Origin of the sequence: Thorsellia kenyensis (assembly GCF_042432445.1) — a bacterium.
Taxonomy (GTDB): domain Bacteria; phylum Pseudomonadota; class Gammaproteobacteria; order Enterobacterales; family Thorselliaceae; genus Thorsellia; species Thorsellia kenyensis.
Genome location: NZ_JBHLXE010000044.1, coordinates 1 through 21,068, shown reverse-complemented (window position 1 = coordinate 21,068; position 21,068 = coordinate 1). Strand labels below are relative to the sequence as shown.

Below are 21,068 nucleotides of genomic sequence, written 5' to 3'. Positions count from 1 at the left end.
GAAGCAATAATAAGAAAGAGTATTGAAAGTAAACAAGCAAACAAGGACTGAAAGTGAACTTAATGAGTTATCAAAACCTTTTAAAACAAGATAACTCAGATCATGACATGGAGAAAAAAATGACATCTGTAAATAAAAGATTCGATCCCAAAAGAGAAATTAGAGCAAGAACAGGCAGCGAAAAAATTTGTCATAGCTGGCAAACAGAAGCTGTGCTAAGAATGTTTCATAATAATTTAGATCCTATGGTTGCAGAACATCCGCACTCTTTAGTTGTTTATGGTGGAATAGGTCGCGCAGCAAGAGATTGGGAATGTTTTGATAAAATAACAGAAATTCTCAAAACACTAAAAGACGATGAGACGTTATTAGTTCAATCCGGTAAACCCGTCGGTGTATTCCCAACACATAAAGATGCCCCAAGGGTACTTATCGCAAACTCCAATATAGTACCTCATTTTGCCACTTGGGATCATTTCCATGAATTGGACAAAAAAGGGTTGACGATGTATGGCCAAATGACAGCGGGGTCATGGATTTATATTGGTTCGCAAGGGATTGTCCAAGGTACTTATGAAACATTTGTCGCTATGGCAAAAACACATTTCAATGGGAATGCAGCTAACCGTCTAATTCTGACCGGTGGGTTAGGAGGAATGGGTGGGGCACAGCCACTTGCCGCGGTGATGGCTGGCTTTCATATCATCGCGGTAGATTGCGATGAAACACGAATTGATTTTAGAATTAAAACAGGATATGTGGATAAAAAAGCCAAAAGCTTAGATGAAGCACTTAATCTTTTAGAGACTGCAAAAAAGGAGAATAAGCCGACATCCATAGGTCTATTAGGTAATGCTGCTGATGTCTTTACCGAATTTGTTGCGCGAGGTATAACGCCTGATATCACAACTGATCAAACCAGTGCACACGATCCTATAAATGGGTATCTACCATCAGGTTGGACTATGGAACAATGGAAAACAGCCAGAGAAAAAGCACCGGATTCTATTGTTATACCTGCCAAGCAATCAATGGCAAAACAAGTTAAAGCAATGTTAACACTCAAAGAACGCGGAAGCGCAGTGGTTGATTATGGAAATAATATACGTCAAATGGCTTTGGAATGTGGTGTTAAAAATGCGTTTGATTTTCCAGGATTTGTTCCCGCGTATATCAGGCCGCTGTTTTGCCAAGGAATAGGCCCTTTCAGATGGGTTGCTTTGTCAGGATTAGCGGAAGATATCTATAAAACGGATGAGAAAGTCAAATCGTTGCTGCCGGATAATACACACCTACATCATTGGTTAGATATGGCGCGTGAAAGGATCGAATTTCAAGGGCTACCCGCTCGAATATGTTGGGTTGGGCTTGGTGATAGAGCAAAATTAGGACTGGCCTTTAATGAAATGGTACGTCATGGGGAGGTAAGTGCCCCGATTGTGATAGGTAGAGATCATCTTGATTCAGGATCTGTTGCTAGCCCTAATAGAGAAACAGAAAGTATGATAGATGGGTCAGATGCCGTATCAGATTGGCCACTACTTAATGCGCTTTTAAATACCGCGGGAGGGGCAACTTGGGTAAGTCTTCATCATGGTGGGGGGGTAGGTATGGGATTTTCACAACACAGTGGAGTTGTCATAGTATGTGATGGTACAGATGAAGCAGCCACAAGAATTGCCAGAGTTCTGCATAATGATCCGGCCACAGGTGTCATGCGTCATGCAGATGCAGGCTATGATATCGCCAAAGCCTGCGCGAAAACTCATAACCTCAACTTACCTATGGTGAAATAAAATGAATATGAATACTGTTTTTAATTTAGAGTTAGTGCCAGGGCAATTAACATTAGCGCAGTGTCGTTCTATCTTTAAAAATCCGACTAAGATCCATTTATCAGAAAAATTTAATGCGCCAATAGAACGAGCCGTTGCGTGCGTAAATGAAATCGTTAGCAAAGAGAAAACAACTTATGGCATTAATACAGGATTTGGACTTTTAGCTCAGACCCGAATAGCGAATAAAGATCTTTCAAAACTACAACAATCTTTGGTTCTATCTCACTCAACAGGGGTAGGAGAAGCGCTGGAAGATGATGTAGTTAGATTAATCATGGTATTAAAGATAAATTCGCTGGCAAGAGGATTTTCGGGCATTTCAAGACAAGTGATTGATGCGCTTATCGCCTTGGTAAACCATCAAGTTTACCCGATGATCCCAGCAAAAGGCTCAGTGGGTGCTTCAGGAGATTTAGCGCCATTAGCACATATGTCAGCACTTTTGTTAGGTGAGGGGAGTGCACGATACAACGGTCAATGGTTAAACGCACAGGATGCGTTAAAAATAGCGGGTCTAGAAACCCTGTCATTAGGGCCTAAGGAAGGTTTAGCACTCTTAAATGGTACACAAGTATCCACTGCGTATGCTCTTAAGGGCTTGTTTTTGACAGAGGAACTCTACGCGACAGCATGTGTTTGTGGTAGTTTGAGTGTTGAAGCCAGTATGGGATCACGAACTCCTTTTGATGCCAGAATACATGAAGTCAGAGGTCAAAAAGGGCAAATTGATGCAGCTTTTGTCTACAGGTACTTATTAGATGAAGCCAGTGAAATATCTTTAGAACATAGTGAATGTGATAAAGTGCAAGATCCATATTCCCTAAGATGCCAACCACAGGTCATGGGGGCTTGTTTAGATCAGATAAGGTTTGCAGCTAATATATTGCATATTGAAGCAAATGCAGTTTCAGATAATCCGCTGGTCTTTGCCGAGCAAGAAGATATACTCTCTGGAGGAAATTTTCACGCTGAACCCATCGCTATGGTTGCAGATAATCTCGCTTTAGTGATTGCTGAAATCGCTAATCTCTCAGAAAGGCGAGTAGCCCTATTGATGGATAAGCATCTTTCGCAGTTGCCTTCGTTTCTAGTCAATGATGGTGGTGTCAATTCAGGTTTTATGATTGCTCAGGTCACATCGGCTGCATTAGCCAGTGAAAATAAGGCGTTATCACATCCACACAGTGTAGATACTATTCCTACATCTGCTAATCAAGAAGATCATGTTTCCATGGCGCCAGCAGCAGGGCGTCGTCTCTGGGAAATGGCTGAAAATACAAGATACTTGCTAGGCATAGAGTGGCTTGCTTCATGTCAAGGTATTGATTTTAGGAATAATAAGAAAACTTCTTCGAGACTAGAAAAGGCGCGAAATAAGTTAAGAGAAAGCGTCCGTTTTTATGATAAAGACCGTTTTTTTGCTCCAGACATAGAAAAGGCTTCTACCCTTATTAAGCAAAATATATTTTGGGAATTGATGCCTGCAAATATTTTGCCAAGCCAAGAATAGAACCATTACATGGGGGGTGCTATGTTTTCAATTATATATGAATTAAATGCAATAATCGTCTCGGTTTGTGCAATGGTTATACTCAGTCTATGTAGAGTTTCTATTGTTTTTTCACTTATATTAGCCGCATTAATAGGTGGAGTGATTGCCAAGATACCCATTAAAGAGGTTATTTCAATATTTACTCAAGGCTTAGGAGCAGGAGCTACTATTGCTCTCTCCTACGCAATTTTAGGGGCATTTGCAGTCGCGCTTGCGCGGTCTGGTATTGCCGAGCTTTTAGCAGGTAAAGCAATAAAAATTCTTACGGGTAAAGAAGGAAACGCCAAAAATAATCAGCGAATCAGCTTATTACTCTTAGGAATTCTTTTAGTAGCGGCTATGAGTTCACAAAATGTGATCCCTGTACATATTGCATTTATCCCTATACTGATCCCCCCATTATTGGTCTTGATGAACAAACTTAATCTTGATAGACGTCTTGTAGCTTGTGTGTTAACTTTTGGTCTAGTCGGAACGTATATTTTTATTCCTGTAGGTTTTGGTGCTATATTTATGTATGATTTACTGCTTTACAATTTAAACGTTGCTTCCCAAGAGTTTGGCATCGTCCTTGAAAGAAGTTTAGTTGTAAAATCTATGGCGTTGCCTTTTATAGGTATGATAGTAGGTTTATTGTATTCCTATTTCGTAAGTTACAGAAAACCTAGGCAATACAAAACAATAGCTCTCGATCCGAATGAGACCTATGAGCATAAATTCAAAAAATTGTCAAAATTACAAATTTCTTTGATTATGGTCGCACTTTTGGGAACTGTTGTGGTTCAGTTAATTTTCGACTCTATGATTTTGGGGGGGATGCTCGGGTTTGCAATACTTTCTTTAGTTGGCGTATTTGAATGGCAAGAGCAGGATCATGTTTTTACTCAGGGTATGAGGATGATGGCTTTAGTTGGGTTTATCATGATTTCAGCATCAGGCTTTGCCGCTGTGATGAAGGCAACTGGGCATGTAAGTACTTTGGTTGATTCTTCAATGAACGTTATAGGCGATAATAAAGCATTGGCATCGCTTGCTATGCTGTTGGTAGGCCTATTTATTACCCTTGGAATAGGTTCCTCTTTTTCAACAATCCCAATAATTACAATTATTTTTGTTCCCATAGCCTTTAAATTAGGATTCACTCCAGCGGGCATGGTGGCTTTGGTTGGTACAGCGGCTGCGCTTGGTGATGCGGGTTCACCTGCATCAGATTCGACCTTAGGGCCGACATCAGGTTTAAATGTTGATGGTCAGCATAACCATATGTGGGATACAGTGGTGCCAACATTTATACATTATAATATTCCCTTAGTCATTTTTGGATGGATTGCTTCTATGATCCTTTAAAATTACTCATCATAGTCTTATCATAGGGCCTCATCTAGACAAAGGGGCCTTTTAATCCCAATTTTAATCTCAATTAGCATTAAATCTGAGCGTTAATTTTATGATCTCAGTTGATACATAAGCATACTTATATTTTTGCAGGCAGTATACGGATTCTTATAGAAGCGTGTAATGTTGATCTAAAAGCTCAAAACAAACTTTCATCTTATCACTGATAACGACTTCATTTTTTCTTGTTATAAATATTGCCTCAATGGCACTGTTATTTTTTACTGCTTCTAGGCCTTTTTCTAAACCCAAACCATATAAAAGCGTTGACCAAATTTCACCTTCAGTTGAACGTTTAGATATGACGGTGACACTGACTAAGTCATTGTCATGTGGGTAACCTGTGAGAGTATTTAAGACATGATGATAATGATGATTGTTTTTGATAAAAAAACGTTCATAGATCCCAGTCGTCACAACCGATTCATTTTCTATATTTAGAATGCCCAAAAATTTATTATTTTCACAAAATGGTGTTTTGATCCCAACAGACCAATTCAGTGAGTGAACATATTGGGTTTCTTTAGCACACTTTGGGTTGATTAAAGAGGCTTGATTATGACTCAATTCCGTAATTGATTCGTTATACGCTAAAAGTGGTTCACATTGGGATAAGGAGTGTATATTTCCACCTAAGTCAATTAAAGCAGAGTTGACGGATTGTGAGACTAAATAAGCCCTGACCATATCTGCTATGTATCCTTTAGCAATGGCGCCCAAATCAATCTCCATACCGATTTGTTGCAAGTAGACTGTTCGTTCAGAAAAATCCAGAAGTACTTCACTTGGAAGACATCTAAGCAGTGTTTCTTGAATTATTTTTTCATTAGGAATTGTATGACCAGAAAAACCAATTTTCCAAAGTTTTACAAGAGGCCCAATGGCAAAGTTGAACAGAGAACCAGGCATTAGGCTGGCTTCTTTAGCTATGGTAATTAACTCAAATAAATCCTCGCTGACAGAAACAGGTGCTTTACCTGCCATTTGATTAATTTTCATTAATTGTGAGTCACTATTGTTTGCACTCAGTTTTTTTTCATAATGATGAACCAGTTGCAGTGCTTTTTTTAATGTTTCAGCATCAGCATCTCTACTTTTTATAGAAATATCTGAACCCATCATGACTGCGTGGACAGTTCTTATATGGCCCTGTTGCATTACGTCTCCAAATCACAGCAATTTTTTTATTTGTTTATAACAAACATGATGAGCTATGACCAACTTAAATATTTTAAAAAAATATATAGGTTATAACTTAAAACTAATGACTTATAACGTATAATAAAAAATACCGTGCCTAAGTAAATCGTATTTTCAGGGCACGGTATGTAAACATCTCAAAAATATCATTATGATTTTTGAGATTTTAATGTCAATTGAAATACTTTTCAATTACCGTTTATTTTGTGCATAATGAGCAGCCTGACTTCCGGCTCTAATGCCAAATACGATAATGTCAGCGATGGCATTCCCGCCTATACGATTAGCGCCATGAACACCGCCAGTAACTTCACCTGCTGCAAAGACTCCCCGGATTGGATAACGGGTTTTATCAAGCACTGAACCTTCTTGATTAATAACGACTCCTCCCATGGTATGATGAATACCAGGGGCAATCAAAATGGCGTAGAAGGGGGCTTGTTCTAATTGATAGCGTAATGCGGTTTCACGCCCAAACTCCTCATCTTTGCCTTTACTTACCCATTGATTATAGCGTTTAAGTGTTTGTTCTAAGGCACTTTCCTCTATATTAATTTTATGGGCTAAATCAATTAAAGAATCAGCTACGATAGCAAGGCCCTGTTCTATATACTCTTCTGACGCTTTATTGTTCAGGCGTACTTGGTCATCAAAAATTATCCAGGCATTTTTCTGTGGTAAAGAAATTATGCATTGGGATACATGATCACGCGTGTCCATTTCATTACAAAATCGATGGCCAAAATGATTAACTAAAATGGCACCACCACCTCGAATAGATTCAGAAATAAGATAAGATGTCTTTTGTTCTACAGTAGGATGGATCTGGATTTGCTCCAAGTCTATGGTATCAGCCCCTATTTCTGTGAGTAATTTTATGCCACAGCCCGTTGCTCCGGGATGGTTAGTTGTTACAAAACCTTTAAGCTCAGGTTTGTACTGCTCTACCATTTTGGCATTAGCACTGAATCCACCTGTTGCAACTACGACACTTTTCGCTTTAAGAGTAGATATTTCACCTTTATCATCTTTAATTTTTACCGCGCTAGGCGTATCATTTTCATATGAAATATCAACAACTTCTGTATCAAGCATGACTTCAATACCACGAGAAACCACATTTTTCAAAAGTCCACTGATTAAATAACCCCCAACAGCAGAGCGATCGGCTGGTCGATGAGTTCTGTCTATACTCATTCCCCCAGTTATGGTGATATCGCTTAACTCTATTCCTTTGTCAGCTAGCCAATCGATTGCAATTGGCGTATCTTGGATAAATGAGTGAAGTAATTTTTGATTATTAATGAATTTGCCTCCCTTCAATGTTTCTTGATAGAAAAGCGTACGATCATCTTTAATACCTTTGATTTTTTGGAAAATACTTTCTGCAGCATTCATTCCAACAGAAGCTTTTATCGTGTTTCCGCCAATGGTAGGCATCTTTTCAATAATGAGGACTTTAGCACCATCGTCATGAGCCTGAATTGCAGCAGCTAATCCAGCGCCACCACTTCCTATAACAACGACATCAAAGTGTTGCAGCTCATTTAAATTACCACCCGTCGCTAAAATATGCTCTTTGGTTGATTGTGTCATCGCACGTGATACTGCTTTTTTAAGTGCTTCACTTTGTGCTGTAGCACCCGCTACGGCATCAACCCAAGGGCTATTTGCCACCAGAATGCGATTTCTGATCTCTTCAAATGTCTCAGTAAAGTCTATATCTAAGGTATCATCGATTTCCATCATCACATCGGTAATTCTGTCTGTAGATAACTCTACGCTAATTTTAAGTTTCTGCGCTTCAAGCTCTACTTTCTCTTCAAAAACCCCCATTTTATAATGTTTAACTGTAGGTTCAGCTTCTCTTATAAGGGCATCGACAAGGGAAAATCTCCAAAGGGGTTCTGGAACTTTAAGGGCGATTCTTTGACCTGATTCCATCGTTAATTCAAGTTTTACTTCTTCTGCTAGTTTATCTGCCCAATCAGGATAAACTATGCACGCTTTTCCAGCCGCAATAAGATCATACCCATGCGCTAGCGCTTCATTGACTTCACCAAGATTGACTACACTGCCTACACCGATGACAGGGATTTTAGCCAACGTTTCAGAACGCTCTTTTATATATCGGGTAATAAGCGGTGTAGCGTCCTCTTTATTAATTAGTGAATTTCTTAAATAATGTCCCATGGAAAAATGTACATAATCTAAGCCTTGCTCTGCTAACTTATCTAGTAAATAAAGTGTGTCTTCAAAACGTATTCCTGGTTCTTCAATTTCTTCAGGGGAAAATCTATAGCCAATAATGAAATTATGTTTTTCGTAGTACTGAGCCATTTTTTGAGTTATTTTCAAAATTTCAAGAGGAAAATTTGCTCTATTTTCTCTACTGCCTCCCCATTTATCATTCCTTCTATTGGAGTGAGGTGAGAAGAATTGCTGTATTAAATAAGTATTAGCTCCATGGATCTCAACACCATCATAACCAGCCTTCATTGCTCGACTGACCGCATCACCAAATTTGGTTATCATCATATCGACTTCTTCTGCGCTCATTTCTCTTGGAATGACAGCCCCTTCTCTTGGCGCTGCAACAGCACTCGGTGCAATGGGTGTTTTACCACCGATTAACTCTGGCTCTACCATTCTACCGCCATGATAAATCTGCAAAATGGCTTTAGAACCTTTTGATTTAATTGCTCTTGCAATTCTGGCAAGCCCTGGGATCATTCTATCATTATCAATCGCTAATGCACCTGGAAAAGCAGGGCCTAAGTTATCAACAAAGCAGCATTCGACAATGATGGTGCCGATAGTACCGGCTCTGGCTTTGTAGTATTCAACTAAATCATCGCTGACTGAGCCATCATAAAATCCTGCGCTTGTTGTCATTGGCGCCATAACTAAGCGATTTTTGACAAGTCCACCATTAGGAAATTGGAATGGAGCCTGGTGAGCTAATGTGTTTTTCATAATTTACTCCGCTAGTTTTATCAGTTGTTAAGAAAAGGAGTGTGACTGAGTACTTATGCTTTGAATAATCAAAGAATTCTTTTTACTAAACATCGCTATTTTTTTACGCCCTAAGAAAATGGTTGTTGGTTAGGACGTTTTTATTATCAATTGCTTATAATGTTATTGATGGTCGTTTATTGGAATATAAAGGACATCCAAGGATAACCTAAGCCTATAAGTCCTATTAAAAAGATAAATCCAAATATTGTACCTAAGCGCCAGAAATCTTTAGCAGGAAGGAATCCACTGCCATAATAGATGGGGCTTGGACCTGTACCATATGGGGTTATGATGCCCATAATTCCTAAGGAAGTAACCAACATCAAGGAAAGTACGAACATATCAATTCCTGGTACTGCCATTCCTACAGTAAGGAACACAGGGAGTAAAGCCGTTGTGTGGGCTGTGGTACTGGCAAATAGATAGTGAAGAAGATAGAAGGTTGTCACAAGTAAAAGAGTGCTCATGATTGGACTGTAACCAGATAACACAGCTGAACCAATTTCACCTACCCACGCGATGAAGCCAACTTTAGTCAGACCACTGGCAAGTGCGACAAGTGTTGCAAACCAAGTGAGTGTATTCCAAGCTGGTTTATTATTAAGAATATCGTTCCAATTAAGTACCCCTGACCAGAGCATTAAAACAATAATTAACATAGCAGCTAAAGCAGGCTCAATTATTGAAGTGGCGAAAATCCACATAAATAGTGCACTGAATACAAACAGGATCAGTAATATTTCGTGTTTAGATAAGGGACCTAATTTTTCAAGTTCTTTAGCAGCCCAAAGAGGGACTTCTTTATTGAATTTAACTTCAGGTGGATACACCCAATAGGTAATTAATGGCACAAGTAATAATAAAATAACGCCCAAGGGAAGAAAGGCTAAGAACCAATTACCCCATGAAATGTTAATATTCGCAATTTCACTTACAAAAGGAAGAGCCAATAAATTTGGAGCTAGTGCTGTGAGAAACATAGAGCTTGTCACACAAGTGGCTGCTATAGCAACCCACATTAAATAAGAACCAATTTTTCTTGCACTAGGGTCGTTTGGCTTTGAGTCATACAAACTAGGAAGATTGGCAATAATAGGGTAAATAGTACCACCACTTCTTGCAGTATTTGATGGAGTGAAGGGGGCAAGGAGTAAATCTGCAAAAGTAATAGCATAACCTAGTGTTAAGCTTCGTTTTCCTAAATATTTCACTAATATTAAGGATAGACGTTTACCAAATTGGGTTTTATCATACCCAGCTGCGAACATAAATGCACCAAAGATAAGCCAAACTGTGGAATTCCCAAATCCACTAACAGCCCAAGAAAACGCTTGGTTTGCTTGTCTAAAATTAGGATCAGCGAGTTGCTCAGGGGTGAACAAGGTCCATTGACTAAAAAGTGCAATGACAACAATACCCGTAAAGCCAATGACTGCCCCAGGTAAAGGTTCAAAGATTAACCCGACGATCACACCTAAAAATATAGCAAAAAAGTACCAGGCATGTGGTTCTAATCCATTCGGAACGGGAATTAACAAAATGATAAGGGTCACAATAAATGGCAGGGCTAGCAAAACCATTTTTTTTAAAGACTGGTTGGAATGAACAGTCTTTGGAGTAGGGGCTGAATTAGTCATAATAATCACCTTTTTTTGTAGTTAGAAGACTCCATGATAAAAATAGTTTAAATGTTACTAAAGTATGTAACTTGTAAGTTTAACTTGGAAACTATTTTGATTTTTTACTCAGCTCAACACATTTTTTCAAATATACTCAGCTCAATAAAATAACAAATTGTTTCTTAAATAGCTATTTTTAACCAATTGAAAATCATTGATAACAATAAAAAGTGATTTGTATCACATTAATCTATTTTTTATGTTGACTAAATTTTTTCTTGCCTAAATTATAGTTAATTAATGTTAAATGTGTAAGTTTTTTCTTAGATAGAAAAACACATTTTTGCGATAGATCAAAGTTAAATGAAATAATTAGTAATGAATTGAAAGAATAATAGATGAGTAGATACTTATTTTTTATCCGCTAAACTAAATACTCCTCGATGAAATCCCTCTAATAGATCCCGATTACTTAGTGCTATAGAGTAAGTCAATTATTATCGGGTTATCGACTTAGCTTACTTCTCATCTGACACATGTGTTATGCGTTAAAGTTACTGTGAATTAACTTGACACTTTCTCAATGTCTATTTAAATGCATTGAGAGGAAGCAATGACTTCGATTGATTTTTTATCAGTCAGTTGATGAGGGAGCAAAATTTGAAAGTCACTGATTGATTCTGTACTTGTGAAAATTATTGAAAAAATAGTATTTAATTGCGGAATTTAGGTAAAAAAGCAAAATAGCTGTTCATATCGGAGCCGTTTTAATGCTAAAATGATTAAATGTTGAAGGTAACGCTTCTATTCATCGGCTGTTTCCCTTGTGCTAAATGAAATGTATTAACGATTAATAAAGAGCATAGATATGACAAATAAAAAAATCTTTAATAAAATGCATAAAATCGCCCTAACGGGGATGATATGTTTGGTCTTAGCTGGTTGTAGTAGTAATAAAGAAGAAGTGAGTGAAAAACCAGCATCTGAGTTGTTTGCTAATGCACAAGCTGCATTGCAAGAGGGGGATTATCGTCAAGCCATAAAGCAATTAGAAGCACTTGATACTCAATATCCCTTTGGTGAATATTCTCAGCAAACTCAAATCGATCTTGTTTATTCTTACTATAAATCTGGTGAATATCCGCTTGCTTTAGCAGCTGCTGAACGTTTTGAAAAATTAAACCCAACACATGAACGTCTTGATTATGTTATCTATCTACAAGGTCTTACTAACATGGCACTAGATGATAACACTTTGCAAAGATGGCTTTGGGTGGATAGGTCAGATAGAGATCCTAAGCATGCAAAAAATGCCTTCAAAGATTTTAATCGTTTAGTCTACGATTTTCCTGAAAGCGAATATGCAGCAGATGGATATAAACGCCAAGTGGCACTAAAAGAGCGTTTAGCGAAGTATGATTTATCGATAGTCCAGTATTATCACAAACGTGGAGCTTATGTAGCTGTCGTTAATCGAGTAGAACAAATGCTGATCGATTTTCCAGATTCTCAGGCAACCAAAGAAGCTTTAGAATTATTATTCAATGCTTATACTGAACTTAATTTACCGGAACAGGCGAGTAAAGCAGCAATGCTTAGAGATGCTAACCCCCTTTAATTAAGCTAACCATTAGTATAAGGGATTAGCATGTTAAATAGCGTGCTAATCCTTTTTTGTTTATTAAAAAAAGTAAAATTGTGGCAGTAATTGCGCTTAAATAATCACATTTAGCATTATTAATTTTTTATTACTTAATATTCGCATTGTGGGTGTAACTAAAATGATAATTTTAATACGACCGCAATCTTTTGATATATTAATTATACAAGTTAACCAGAACAGAATAGTTAAACAATAAAATGACTCATTACTTGCTTATTTTTGTCTCTACAGTATTAGTAAATAACTTTGTCTTAATAAAGTTTCTAGGCTTATGTCCTTTTATGGGTGTGTCAAAAAAGTATACCAGTGCTGTTGGAATGGGTTTTGCTACAACTTTTGTGTTAACCATAGCCTCTATCAGCTCTTGGGCTGTTGAACAATTCATCTTAGTACCTTTTGATATCGTCTACCTAAGAACATTTGCTTTTATTTTAATTATCGCAGTTATTGTCCAATTTACTGAAATGATGGTAAAAAAGACAAGCCCCATGCTATACAGAGTACTTGGTATTTTTCTCCCTCTCATCACAACAAATTGTGCTGTTTTAGGTGTTGCGCTCTTGAATATCACCCAAATGCATACGTTTTTAGAGTCAGCTGTCTATGGTTTTGCCGCCGCTATAGGGTTTTCTCTGGTGATGGTTCTATTCGCTGCAATTAGAGAACGCATTGCTTTAGCAGATGTACCTGATGCATTTAAAGGATCCTCAATAGCACTAATTACGGCAGGATTGATGTCACTTGCATTCATGGGCTTTACTGGATTGGTCAAATAAGATGAATCAGTGGATAGTTAATGTAGTTCAATATTTTTTAGAAAATTTTATTGTGGCAATCACTGCTTTGTCTCTTCTGGCTTTGTCCTGTGGCGCTCTACTTGGATATGCGGCAAAAAAATTCTTCGTAACGGGCGATCCTATTGTTGATAAAATTGATGCGCTTTTACCTCAAAGTCAATGTGCGCAGTGCGGCTATCCTGGATGTAAACCCTATGCAAAAGCAGTAGGTGAAAATGGGGAGGCAATTAATAAATGTGCCCCTGGCGGTGAGCAGGTCATGCTTAAAATTGCTGAGCTTTTAGGTGTCGATCCGCAACCCATTGGAGAAGAAGCGTCAGCACCTGTTAAAAAAGTGGCTTTTATCGATGAAGCCAATTGTATTGGTTGTGTGAAATGCATTCAAGTGTGCCCTGTTGACGCGATTGTAGGGGCTACGCGTTCAATGCACACAGTAATAACAGATGCTTGCACGGGGTGTGATTTATGTGTTGCCCCTTGTCCTACAAATTGTATTACTATGATTACACATGATGAATTAAGAACAATGAAATTTAAAAGTTTATCTGTCATATCTGTAACAGAATTATCAACAGCCCAGTCTAATTTCAGTAAAATTAATTTGGAAGAACAGCCAAGAAAGAGCGAAATTGTTGAAGAGATAACTGGGGTTGAAATTAATAACAAATGATGTTTCGTAAAAAAATAAGTGAATTTATAATTCGTCAAAAACATAATAGTGGTAAGCCGATTACGGATTTTTTTGGCGGAATATACCCTAAAGAAAATAAATCCCCGGCTAATCTCCATGATATAAATTTTTTACCTATTTTTCCTGAATACCGAGTTGCTATTAAGCAACATATTGGCACAGAGACGGATTTAATTGTACATGCTGGCGATAAAGTATTAAAAGGTCAACCACTCACTCGGGGGGTTGGCAATCAAGTCCCTGTTCATGCACCAACTTCCGGCACCGTGCAAGGTTTTGTTACACAGCCCAATGCTTCTTATTTTCAAGAGCAGGTACTAACGGTTCAAATACAAAGTGATGGTCTAGATGCACCCTATGCTTTAGCACCTTTTGATTACCTTAAAGCGAAATCATCCGATATTATTAATGAAATTCATCAATGTGGCATTGTGGGGCTAGGTGGAGCGGGTTTTCCAACTGCCGTTAAAGTAAATCACACAACCGATGATGTTTCGATTGATACCATAATACTAAACGCTGCCGAATGTGAACCCTACATCAGTGCAGATGATAGGCTTATGAGAGAGCATGCTAAAGAATTGATACAAGGCTTAGACATCATTCGAAAAATACTCCATCCTAAGAGAATTTTAATCGGTATTGAAGACAATAAACCAGAAGCTATCAGTGCTCTTCATGCAGCATTAGAAACGACATCTATTGATCTGATCCGTTTAGCGACAAAAATCATTGTTGTGCCGACAAAATATCCTTCAGGGGGCGCTAAACAGTTAGTTACACTCCTGACGGGCAAAGAAATACCTTCTGGCCAACATGCCACTGCCCTTGGGATCCTTATGCTCAATGTGGGAACAGTTTATGCCGTGCAGCAAGCCATTGTAATGCGAATACCATTGATTGAAAGAGTGGTTACTTTTGCCGGGCAACTCTACCAAATGCCTGGCAATTACTGGGTCAGAGTCGGTACCCCTATCAAAGCATTAATGGAGTATTTCAATGTCAGTCTAGATGAGCTTGATAAGCAGCCTCTTCTCATGGGCGGTCCTATGATGGGATACGCTATCGATTTAGACAGTAGCGTTGTTAAGACGACAAATTGTTTGTTAGCTAGAAGTTTAAATGAAAAACCAAAGTCTGCTCCAGAACAACCCTGTATACGTTGTGGTGAATGCGTCAATGTTTGTCCATCAAGGTTATTGCCACAGCAACTCTTTTGGTATAGTCAAGGCAAAGAGTATGAAAAAGCTACACAGCACAATTTATTTGATTGTATTGAATGTGGTGCCTGCGAATTTGTTTGCCCAAGCCATATACCTCTTGTACATTATTATAAAGTTGCCAAACAAGAGATTAAAACAGAAAAAGAAGAAGCATTGATGGCACAAAAGGCCAAAGAGCGATATGAAGCTAAATTAAAGCGTATTGAAGCTGAAAAAATTGCTAGGGAAGAGCGGCATAAAAACATAAATGTGAATTTAAATGACAAAGATAAATCTGCAGTTGAAGCAGCTATTGCGAGAGTCAAAGCCAAAAAAGCCGCAGTAGAAAATACAAACTTACCACCTCAAACATCGCTATTCTCTGAAGATAATAGTATTGTTGATATTCCCGCAACTTCTACTGATTCGCAAACAAATTTTCAAGATAGCAAAAAAGCAGCCATAGAAGCCGCTCTTGCTAGAGCAAAAGCCAAAAAGCTTAATCAAAATGTTAAGGAGACTGAAAAGAATACATCTACACAGAGTGGTAAGGACGATGTAAGTTCATCTCTTGTAGTTAAAGATAACATCGAACAAAATTTTGTTGATCCAAGAAAAGCAGCTGTAGAAGCTGCATTGGCCCGAGCAAAAGCCAGAAGGGCTGGTCAATTAGACGGCAAAGAAACACTAAACCATCTCAATGCAAATGATAAAACCTCTGTTACTCAATTGAATGAAGATGTCGCCATAAATATGAATAATAATGTAATTGCACAAAATAAACAAACCATAACAGTAAATGAACCCTCTAAAGAAGAAAATAGAAAAGCGGCAATAATTGCGGCGCAGGAAAGGGCAAAAGCAAAAAGAACCCTTCATGAACAAAAAAATAGTGATACCCCATCACTTGTACAAGATGACGCTAAAGTGATAACACATCATTCGGATATGGACAAAGAATCACAGCGTAAAAAAGCTATTGAACAGGCAAGGTTAAGAGCAATTGCTAAAAGAGATGAGGCATTGAAGAATAATGAAAATGTTTAAATCGAGTAGCACATTTATTCAAAGGATGCTGTAATGAATCAAATTTTGTTGCCTAGATTTTTGAAAAAGCACACGACCACAGGTAAATGGTCTAATAAGCAAATAATGTATCTTGTCATACTGGCTCTTTTGCCAGGCGTTGCAGTCCAGGCCTATTTCTTAGGGTATGGTAATATTATTCAAATCCTTTGGGCCAGTTTGCTCGCTCTTGTATATGAAGGGATTTTTCTAAAATTAAGAAACCGTACAATTAAACCCATTTTAGATGGTTCTGGTTTATTAACAGCATGGCTGCTTGCGATAAGTATCCCAGGATACGCTCCATGGTGGATTTTAGTTATTGGTATTTTCTTCGCCATCGTGGTCAGTAAGCAACTTTATGGCGGATTAGGACATAATATTTTTAATCCTGCAATGGTAGGTTACGTGGTACTTCTTATCTCTTTTCCTGTACATATGACAACTTGGGCAAGCCCAAGTCACTCTTCGCTAATTCATCAATTGCAAATCATTGATGTAATAAAGGTAATTTTTCTTGAACAACCGATTAATACATTTATTGCGTATGATGCTATCAGTCAAGCTACAACGCTTGATGTATTCAAGCAAGGGCTTAATACGGGTAAAACATTTACTGATTTATTAACTGAATTCAGTGCAACTCTAACTCTTGTGCCTGTTTTGGATTTGAAAGCGGCGAAAGGGTGGTTGCCTATTAATATGGCTTTTATGTTAGGAGGTTTTTTATTAATTGCACTTAAGATCATACGCTGGCAGATCCCTTTTTATTTTTTACTTTCTTTAGGGACTATCAGTTATATCAGCCATTTAACTTATCCTGAAACGGTTTTAAGCCCAACCCTCCATTTACTAAGCGGCGCGACAATGCTAGGAGCTTTTTTTATTTTAACAGATCCTGTTTCTGCATCGACGACACCTCGAGGTCAAATTATCTATGCACTGATTGTGGGTTTTTTGGTATGGCTGATAAGAACTTTTGGTGGCTATCCTGATGCAGTTGCTTTTGCGGTACTATTCGCAAATTTATGTGTACCATTCATTGATCATTTAACCAGAACAAAACCTTATGGACATTAATATACTTTGTGCCTAAAGTGTAGGTAAATTATGTTTGAACTTATAAAAAAACATGCAATAAAATTGGCTCTTTTTGCAGCCTTGACTACCGCAATGACTGCTTTTGTCTATCATTTGACGAAAGACAAAATAATCGCACAGACTTATCAGGAACGTTTAGCGTTATTGTCCCAAGTTTTACCTAGTGAATTTCAATCGACCGCTTTATTGAATCAGTGTGTCATGATTGAAAATTCTGAACTAGGAAATATCCCCAAACCTGTTTATCAAGTTCTGGTTGATGGAAAAAGAGTTGCTGCAGTGACTGAAGTTACTGCGCCCGATGGTTACTCTGGAGATATTCTCATCCTCGTCGCAGCTCAACAAGATGGCACCATTTTAGGTGTAAGGACTTTAAGTCATAAGGAAACCCCTGGGCTTGGTGATAAAATTGACTTGGATATTTCTGATTGGATTTTACAATTTGCAGGGTTTAAACTCCATGCTGAGAATGAAAAAACGTTTGCGGTTAAAAAAGATGGCGGAACAATAGATCAATTTGCAGGGGCAACCATTACCCCTAGAGCTGTCGTTAATGCCATTAAACGCGCAGTGGCTGTTATACAAAATTTAGATGATGACTTATCTATGCTTCCTAAATGTAATTATTGATTGATGAGTAAGTAATTATATTTTATGTCAATTCTACAGGGTATTTTAAATGAATCAATCTACAGGTTTAATGAAAATATGGGTGGATGGGGTCTGGAAAAACAACTCCTCATTAGTTCAACTTTTAGGACTTTGCCCGTTGCTTGCCGTTTCAAATACTGCAACAAATGCTTTAGGGTTAGGTATCGCAACTGCGTTAGTACTTGTGTTAACTAATATCAGTGTTTCATTGTTACGCAAATTTATTCCCAATGAGATAAGAATTCCTATTTATGTCATGATTATTGCTTCGGTAGTGAGCTGCGTACAATTATTAATGCATGCTTATACCTTTACCCTCTATCATACGCTTGGAATTTTTATTCCCCTTATCGTAACAAATTGTATTGTGATAGGAAGAGCTGAAGCATTTGCCTCCAAAAATAGCGTCTTTAAAGCTGGCATTGATGGACTAGCCATGGGTCTTGGTAGCACGCTGGCTCTTTTTTTATTGGGTGCATTACGAGAGGTTTTAGGTTCAGGAACACTCTTTGCAGGTGCACCAAGCTTATTGGGGGAATGGGCAACAATCCTGGAAATTGAAGTCATTAAAATTGAAACGCCTTTCTTACTGGCTATTTTACCGCCTGGCGCATTTTTAGGCTTAGCACTTTTACTTGCCATAAAGCATCAAATAGACCATGTCTGGTTCAGTAAAAAGGAAACAGATATCAATCATAATATTGTTACTAAGGATATCAACCCTATAGCGCAAAACACATCTTTATCAAGTCAAACATCGAAGGAGTTACCATAGATATGGACAAACAAAATAGTAATGCGAATGTTGATGCCAAAGAAATTGAGAAGTTTAACTCGATTGCAACCAAATGGTGGGATTTAGAAGGTGAATTTAAACCTTTGCATAGAATTAATCCTCTTAGACTAGGTTATATTGCCGAACGCTCAGAAGGTTTATTTGAGAAAAAAGTGCTTGATGTGGGCTGTGGGGGAGGTATTTTATCTGAAAGCCTTGCTAAAGAAGGCGCCATTGTCACAGGTATCGATATGGGTGCTGAACCTCTTGAAGTCGCAAGGTTACATGCTCTCGAAAGTGGCTTAACTATAGACTATATTCAGACAACTGCTGAAGATTACGCGAATAATCATCCAGGCCAATATGATGTTGTAACCTGCATGGAAATGCTTGAGCATGTACCAGATCCTTCCTCTGTTGTAAGAGCTTGTGCCACTTTAGTTAAACCAGGTGGTATGATTTTCTTTTCTACCATCAATAGAAATGTTAAATCCTTCCTTGGCGCTATTGTTGCAGCTGAATATATTTTACGATGGGTCCCTAGAGGTACACATGATATTAAAAAGTGTATTAAACCATCTGAACTCATTCAGTTTATTGATGCAGCTGATCTAGAGACTGTCCATATGATAGGTCTTAATTTTAATCCTCTAAGAAATCAATTTTATCTTTCTGATGATGTAGATATAAACTACATGGTGTGTGCTAGAAAACCACACTAGGATAAGACATTAATTTCTTATTTTATGCGCTACATTTATTGTGAAAGCTAAATTTTACAGTGAGCAGACGTGATGAGAAGTTAAGACTAACAGCTTAGTTTCCATCCAATGAACCTGGTATTGAGAAGGAAATTAAGCCTCTTTTTATATTTTTTTGTATTTTTCTACTCTAATGCAAGGTGCGTTTTAAGATGTCGAATTCAAGTGATTTTTCTTGGTTTAATGCCTTTTCATGGATATACGAGTTAAATTCTGTATTAATAGCCATCATTGTGATGGTTATTTTGAGTTTAAGCCGTGTTTCTGTTGTATTTTCTCTTCTTTTTTCTGCAATTATTGGTGGCCTTATTGCTAAGATGCCGATCAGTAAAGTAGTTGAGGTGCTCACTGAGGGCTTAGGTGGCGGTGCAACACTTGCGCTTTCTTACGCAATTTTAGGTGCTTTTGCTGTGGCTTTATCGCGTTCAGGTATTGCTGATATACTTGCCTATTATGCAATAAAACAATTAACGGGCAAATCAGTTTCAGCAAAAAGTGTAAGCTACGTAAATTTTATGCTTATCGCACTGTTGCTAACCGCTGCTTTTTTATCACAAAATATCATACCAGTACATATTGCGTTTATACCAATACTAATCCCACCACTACTTGGATTAATGAATACTTTAAAGTTAGATAGACGCCTAGTTGCCTGTACACTGACTTTCGGTCTAGTAGCCACTTATATGTTTGTTCCAATTGGTTTTGGAGAGATATTTATGTATGAATTGTTACTTAAAAATCTGCAAGAAGCCAGCAAAAATTATCAAATGACCATGGATAGAGAAATGGTGGTTACAGCTATGGCCATTCCATTCCTAGGTATGTTTGTTGGCTTGCTGATTGCCTACTTTTTTTCTTATAAAAAACCTAGAGAATATGCCATTAATGCCAGAGCAACGGATACAAAACAAGCAAATTACGCTTTACCCAAGCTAAAGATGACACAAGTCATATTGATTTTAGTGGCATTAGTAGGCACAGTGAGCATGCAATTAAAATATGATTCTTTAATGTTAGGCGGGTTATTCGGCTTTGCCGTACTCTCTTTAAGCGGTGTTTTTAAATGGAATGAACAAGATAATGTCTTCATGGAAGGTATGCGCATGATGGCCCAAGTCGGTTTTATCATGATTTCTGCCGCTGGATTTGCAGCCGTGATGAAAGCAACAGGAGATGTGGAATCGATGGTAACAACTTCCATGGAAGTCATTGGTGATAGAAAAGGACTAGCTGCTTTAGTCATGCTACTTGTTGGGTTATTCATTACAATGGGTATAGGATCCTCTTTCTCAACTATTCCTATTATAACGGTTATCTTTGTCCCAATCGCTGCTCAATTAGGTTTTTCCCCAACGGCCATCGTGGCAATCGTCGGCACCGCAGCAGTACTAGGTGATGCAGGATCACCTGCTTCTGATTCTACATTAGGACCAACAGCTGGCTTAAATACTGATGGTCAGCATAATCATATTTGGGACAGTGTAGTTCCTACATTTATCCACTATAACATTCCTTTGATTATTTTTGGTTGGATTGCGGCGATGATACTCTAGTGTTTTAGCTAAGTTCTCCCTAAGTCAATCAAATCTTTAGGGTACATTCATTAGATGCTTGCGATTGCTTACTTTCAGTTATCAATCGCTAAGACATAGCTGGTTTCAAAACCCTATCAATTAGGATAGTTGTTAATAATTTTATAGTACACTATCATTAAATAATAGGAGATTTAAAAATATG

Annotated in this window: 15 protein-coding genes; 12 read left to right on the top strand and 3 right to left on the bottom strand. The window is 37.9% G+C overall.

Translation table 11 applies throughout. The features are described from left to right. The first annotated feature begins 119 nt into the window (after window positions 1–119). From hutU to ACFFIT_RS04310, 3 genes are read left to right on the top strand one after another with little or no spacing between them, the layout of a single operon-like run. Window positions 120–1,796 (top strand): urocanate hydratase, encoded by a 1,677-nt coding sequence (gene hutU / locus ACFFIT_RS04320; RefSeq protein WP_385876427.1) that lies wholly within the window; start codon window positions 120–122, stop codon window positions 1,794–1,796. Window positions 1,797–1,803: 7 nt separating this feature from the next. Continuing rightward, a complete protein-coding gene (gene hutH, locus ACFFIT_RS04315; protein WP_385876426.1) occupies window positions 1,804–3,348 on the top strand; it encodes a histidine ammonia-lyase in 1,545 nt (514 codons plus the stop codon). Window positions 3,349–3,369: 21 nt separating this feature from the next. Continuing rightward, complete coding sequence (locus ACFFIT_RS04310; protein ID WP_385876421.1) at window positions 3,370–4,737, top strand: Na+/H+ antiporter family protein; 1,368 nt, start codon at window positions 3,370–3,372, stop codon at window positions 4,735–4,737. Between the two features lie 156 nt (window positions 4,738–4,893). On the opposite strand, the gene ACFFIT_RS04305 is transcribed toward ACFFIT_RS04310, so the two are convergent. The 3 genes from ACFFIT_RS04305 to ACFFIT_RS04295 all read right to left on the bottom strand — a co-directional run bounded on the left by ACFFIT_RS04305 (window position 4,894) and on the right by ACFFIT_RS04295 (window position 10,640). Further along, a complete protein-coding gene (locus ACFFIT_RS04305) occupies window positions 4,894–5,943 on the bottom strand; it encodes an FAD:protein FMN transferase (protein ID WP_385876420.1) in 1,050 nt (349 codons plus the stop codon). A gap of 234 nt (window positions 5,944–6,177) precedes the next feature. After that, window positions 6,178–8,961 carry an NADH-dependent fumarate reductase gene (locus tag ACFFIT_RS04300; protein WP_385876419.1) on the bottom strand — a complete coding sequence of 928 codons (2,784 nt, stop codon included), beginning with the start codon at window positions 8,959–8,961 and terminating at the stop codon, window positions 6,178–6,180. Between the two features lie 176 nt (window positions 8,962–9,137). Next, window positions 9,138–10,640 carry an anion permease gene (locus ACFFIT_RS04295; RefSeq protein ID WP_385876418.1) on the bottom strand — a complete coding sequence of 501 codons (1,503 nt, stop codon included), beginning with the start codon at window positions 10,638–10,640 and terminating at the stop codon, window positions 9,138–9,140. Window positions 10,641–11,490: 850 nt separating this feature from the next. On the opposite strand from ACFFIT_RS04295, the gene bamD reads away from it, so the two are divergent. The 9 genes from bamD to ACFFIT_RS04250 all read left to right on the top strand — a co-directional run bounded on the left by bamD (window position 11,491) and on the right by ACFFIT_RS04250 (window position 20,884). Beyond that, window positions 11,491–12,240 carry an outer membrane protein assembly factor BamD gene (gene bamD / locus ACFFIT_RS04290; protein WP_385876417.1) on the top strand — a complete coding sequence of 250 codons (750 nt, stop codon included), beginning with the start codon at window positions 11,491–11,493 and terminating at the stop codon, window positions 12,238–12,240. Between the two features lie 242 nt (window positions 12,241–12,482). Next, window positions 12,483–13,061 carry an electron transport complex subunit RsxA gene (gene rsxA, locus ACFFIT_RS04285; RefSeq protein WP_385876416.1) on the top strand — a complete coding sequence of 193 codons (579 nt, stop codon included), beginning with the start codon at window positions 12,483–12,485 and terminating at the stop codon, window positions 13,059–13,061. A 1-nt stretch (window position 13,062) separates the two neighbouring features. After that, a complete protein-coding gene (gene rsxB, locus ACFFIT_RS04280; protein ID WP_385876415.1) occupies window positions 13,063–13,752 on the top strand; it encodes an electron transport complex subunit RsxB in 690 nt (229 codons plus the stop codon). Next, entirely contained in the window at window positions 13,749–16,022 is a 2,274-nt protein-coding gene (gene rsxC / locus ACFFIT_RS04275; RefSeq protein WP_385876414.1) for an electron transport complex subunit RsxC, read from the top strand. Before rsxB ends, rsxC begins: the two co-directional genes overlap by 4 nt. Window positions 16,023–16,055: 33 nt before the next feature. Beyond that, window positions 16,056–17,120 carry an electron transport complex subunit RsxD gene (gene rsxD, locus ACFFIT_RS04270; RefSeq protein ID WP_385876413.1) on the top strand — a complete coding sequence of 355 codons (1,065 nt, stop codon included), beginning with the start codon at window positions 16,056–16,058 and terminating at the stop codon, window positions 17,118–17,120. Window positions 17,121–17,150: 30 nt separating this feature from the next. Further along, a complete protein-coding gene (gene rsxG, locus ACFFIT_RS04265; RefSeq protein WP_385876412.1) occupies window positions 17,151–17,771 on the top strand; it encodes an electron transport complex subunit RsxG in 621 nt (206 codons plus the stop codon). A 49-nt stretch (window positions 17,772–17,820) separates the two neighbouring features. Next, window positions 17,821–18,567 carry an electron transport complex subunit E gene (locus ACFFIT_RS04260; protein WP_385876411.1) on the top strand — a complete coding sequence of 249 codons (747 nt, stop codon included), beginning with the start codon at window positions 17,821–17,823 and terminating at the stop codon, window positions 18,565–18,567. A gap of 2 nt (window positions 18,568–18,569) precedes the next feature. Then, window positions 18,570–19,289 (top strand): bifunctional 2-polyprenyl-6-hydroxyphenol methylase/3-demethylubiquinol 3-O-methyltransferase UbiG, encoded by a 720-nt coding sequence (ubiG, locus tag ACFFIT_RS04255; RefSeq protein ID WP_385876410.1) that lies wholly within the window; start codon window positions 18,570–18,572, stop codon window positions 19,287–19,289. 191 nt (window positions 19,290–19,480) lie between these two features. Further along, complete coding sequence (locus tag ACFFIT_RS04250; RefSeq protein ID WP_385876409.1) at window positions 19,481–20,884, top strand: Na+/H+ antiporter family protein; 1,404 nt, start codon at window positions 19,481–19,483, stop codon at window positions 20,882–20,884. Window positions 20,885–21,068 lie beyond the last annotated feature (184 nt).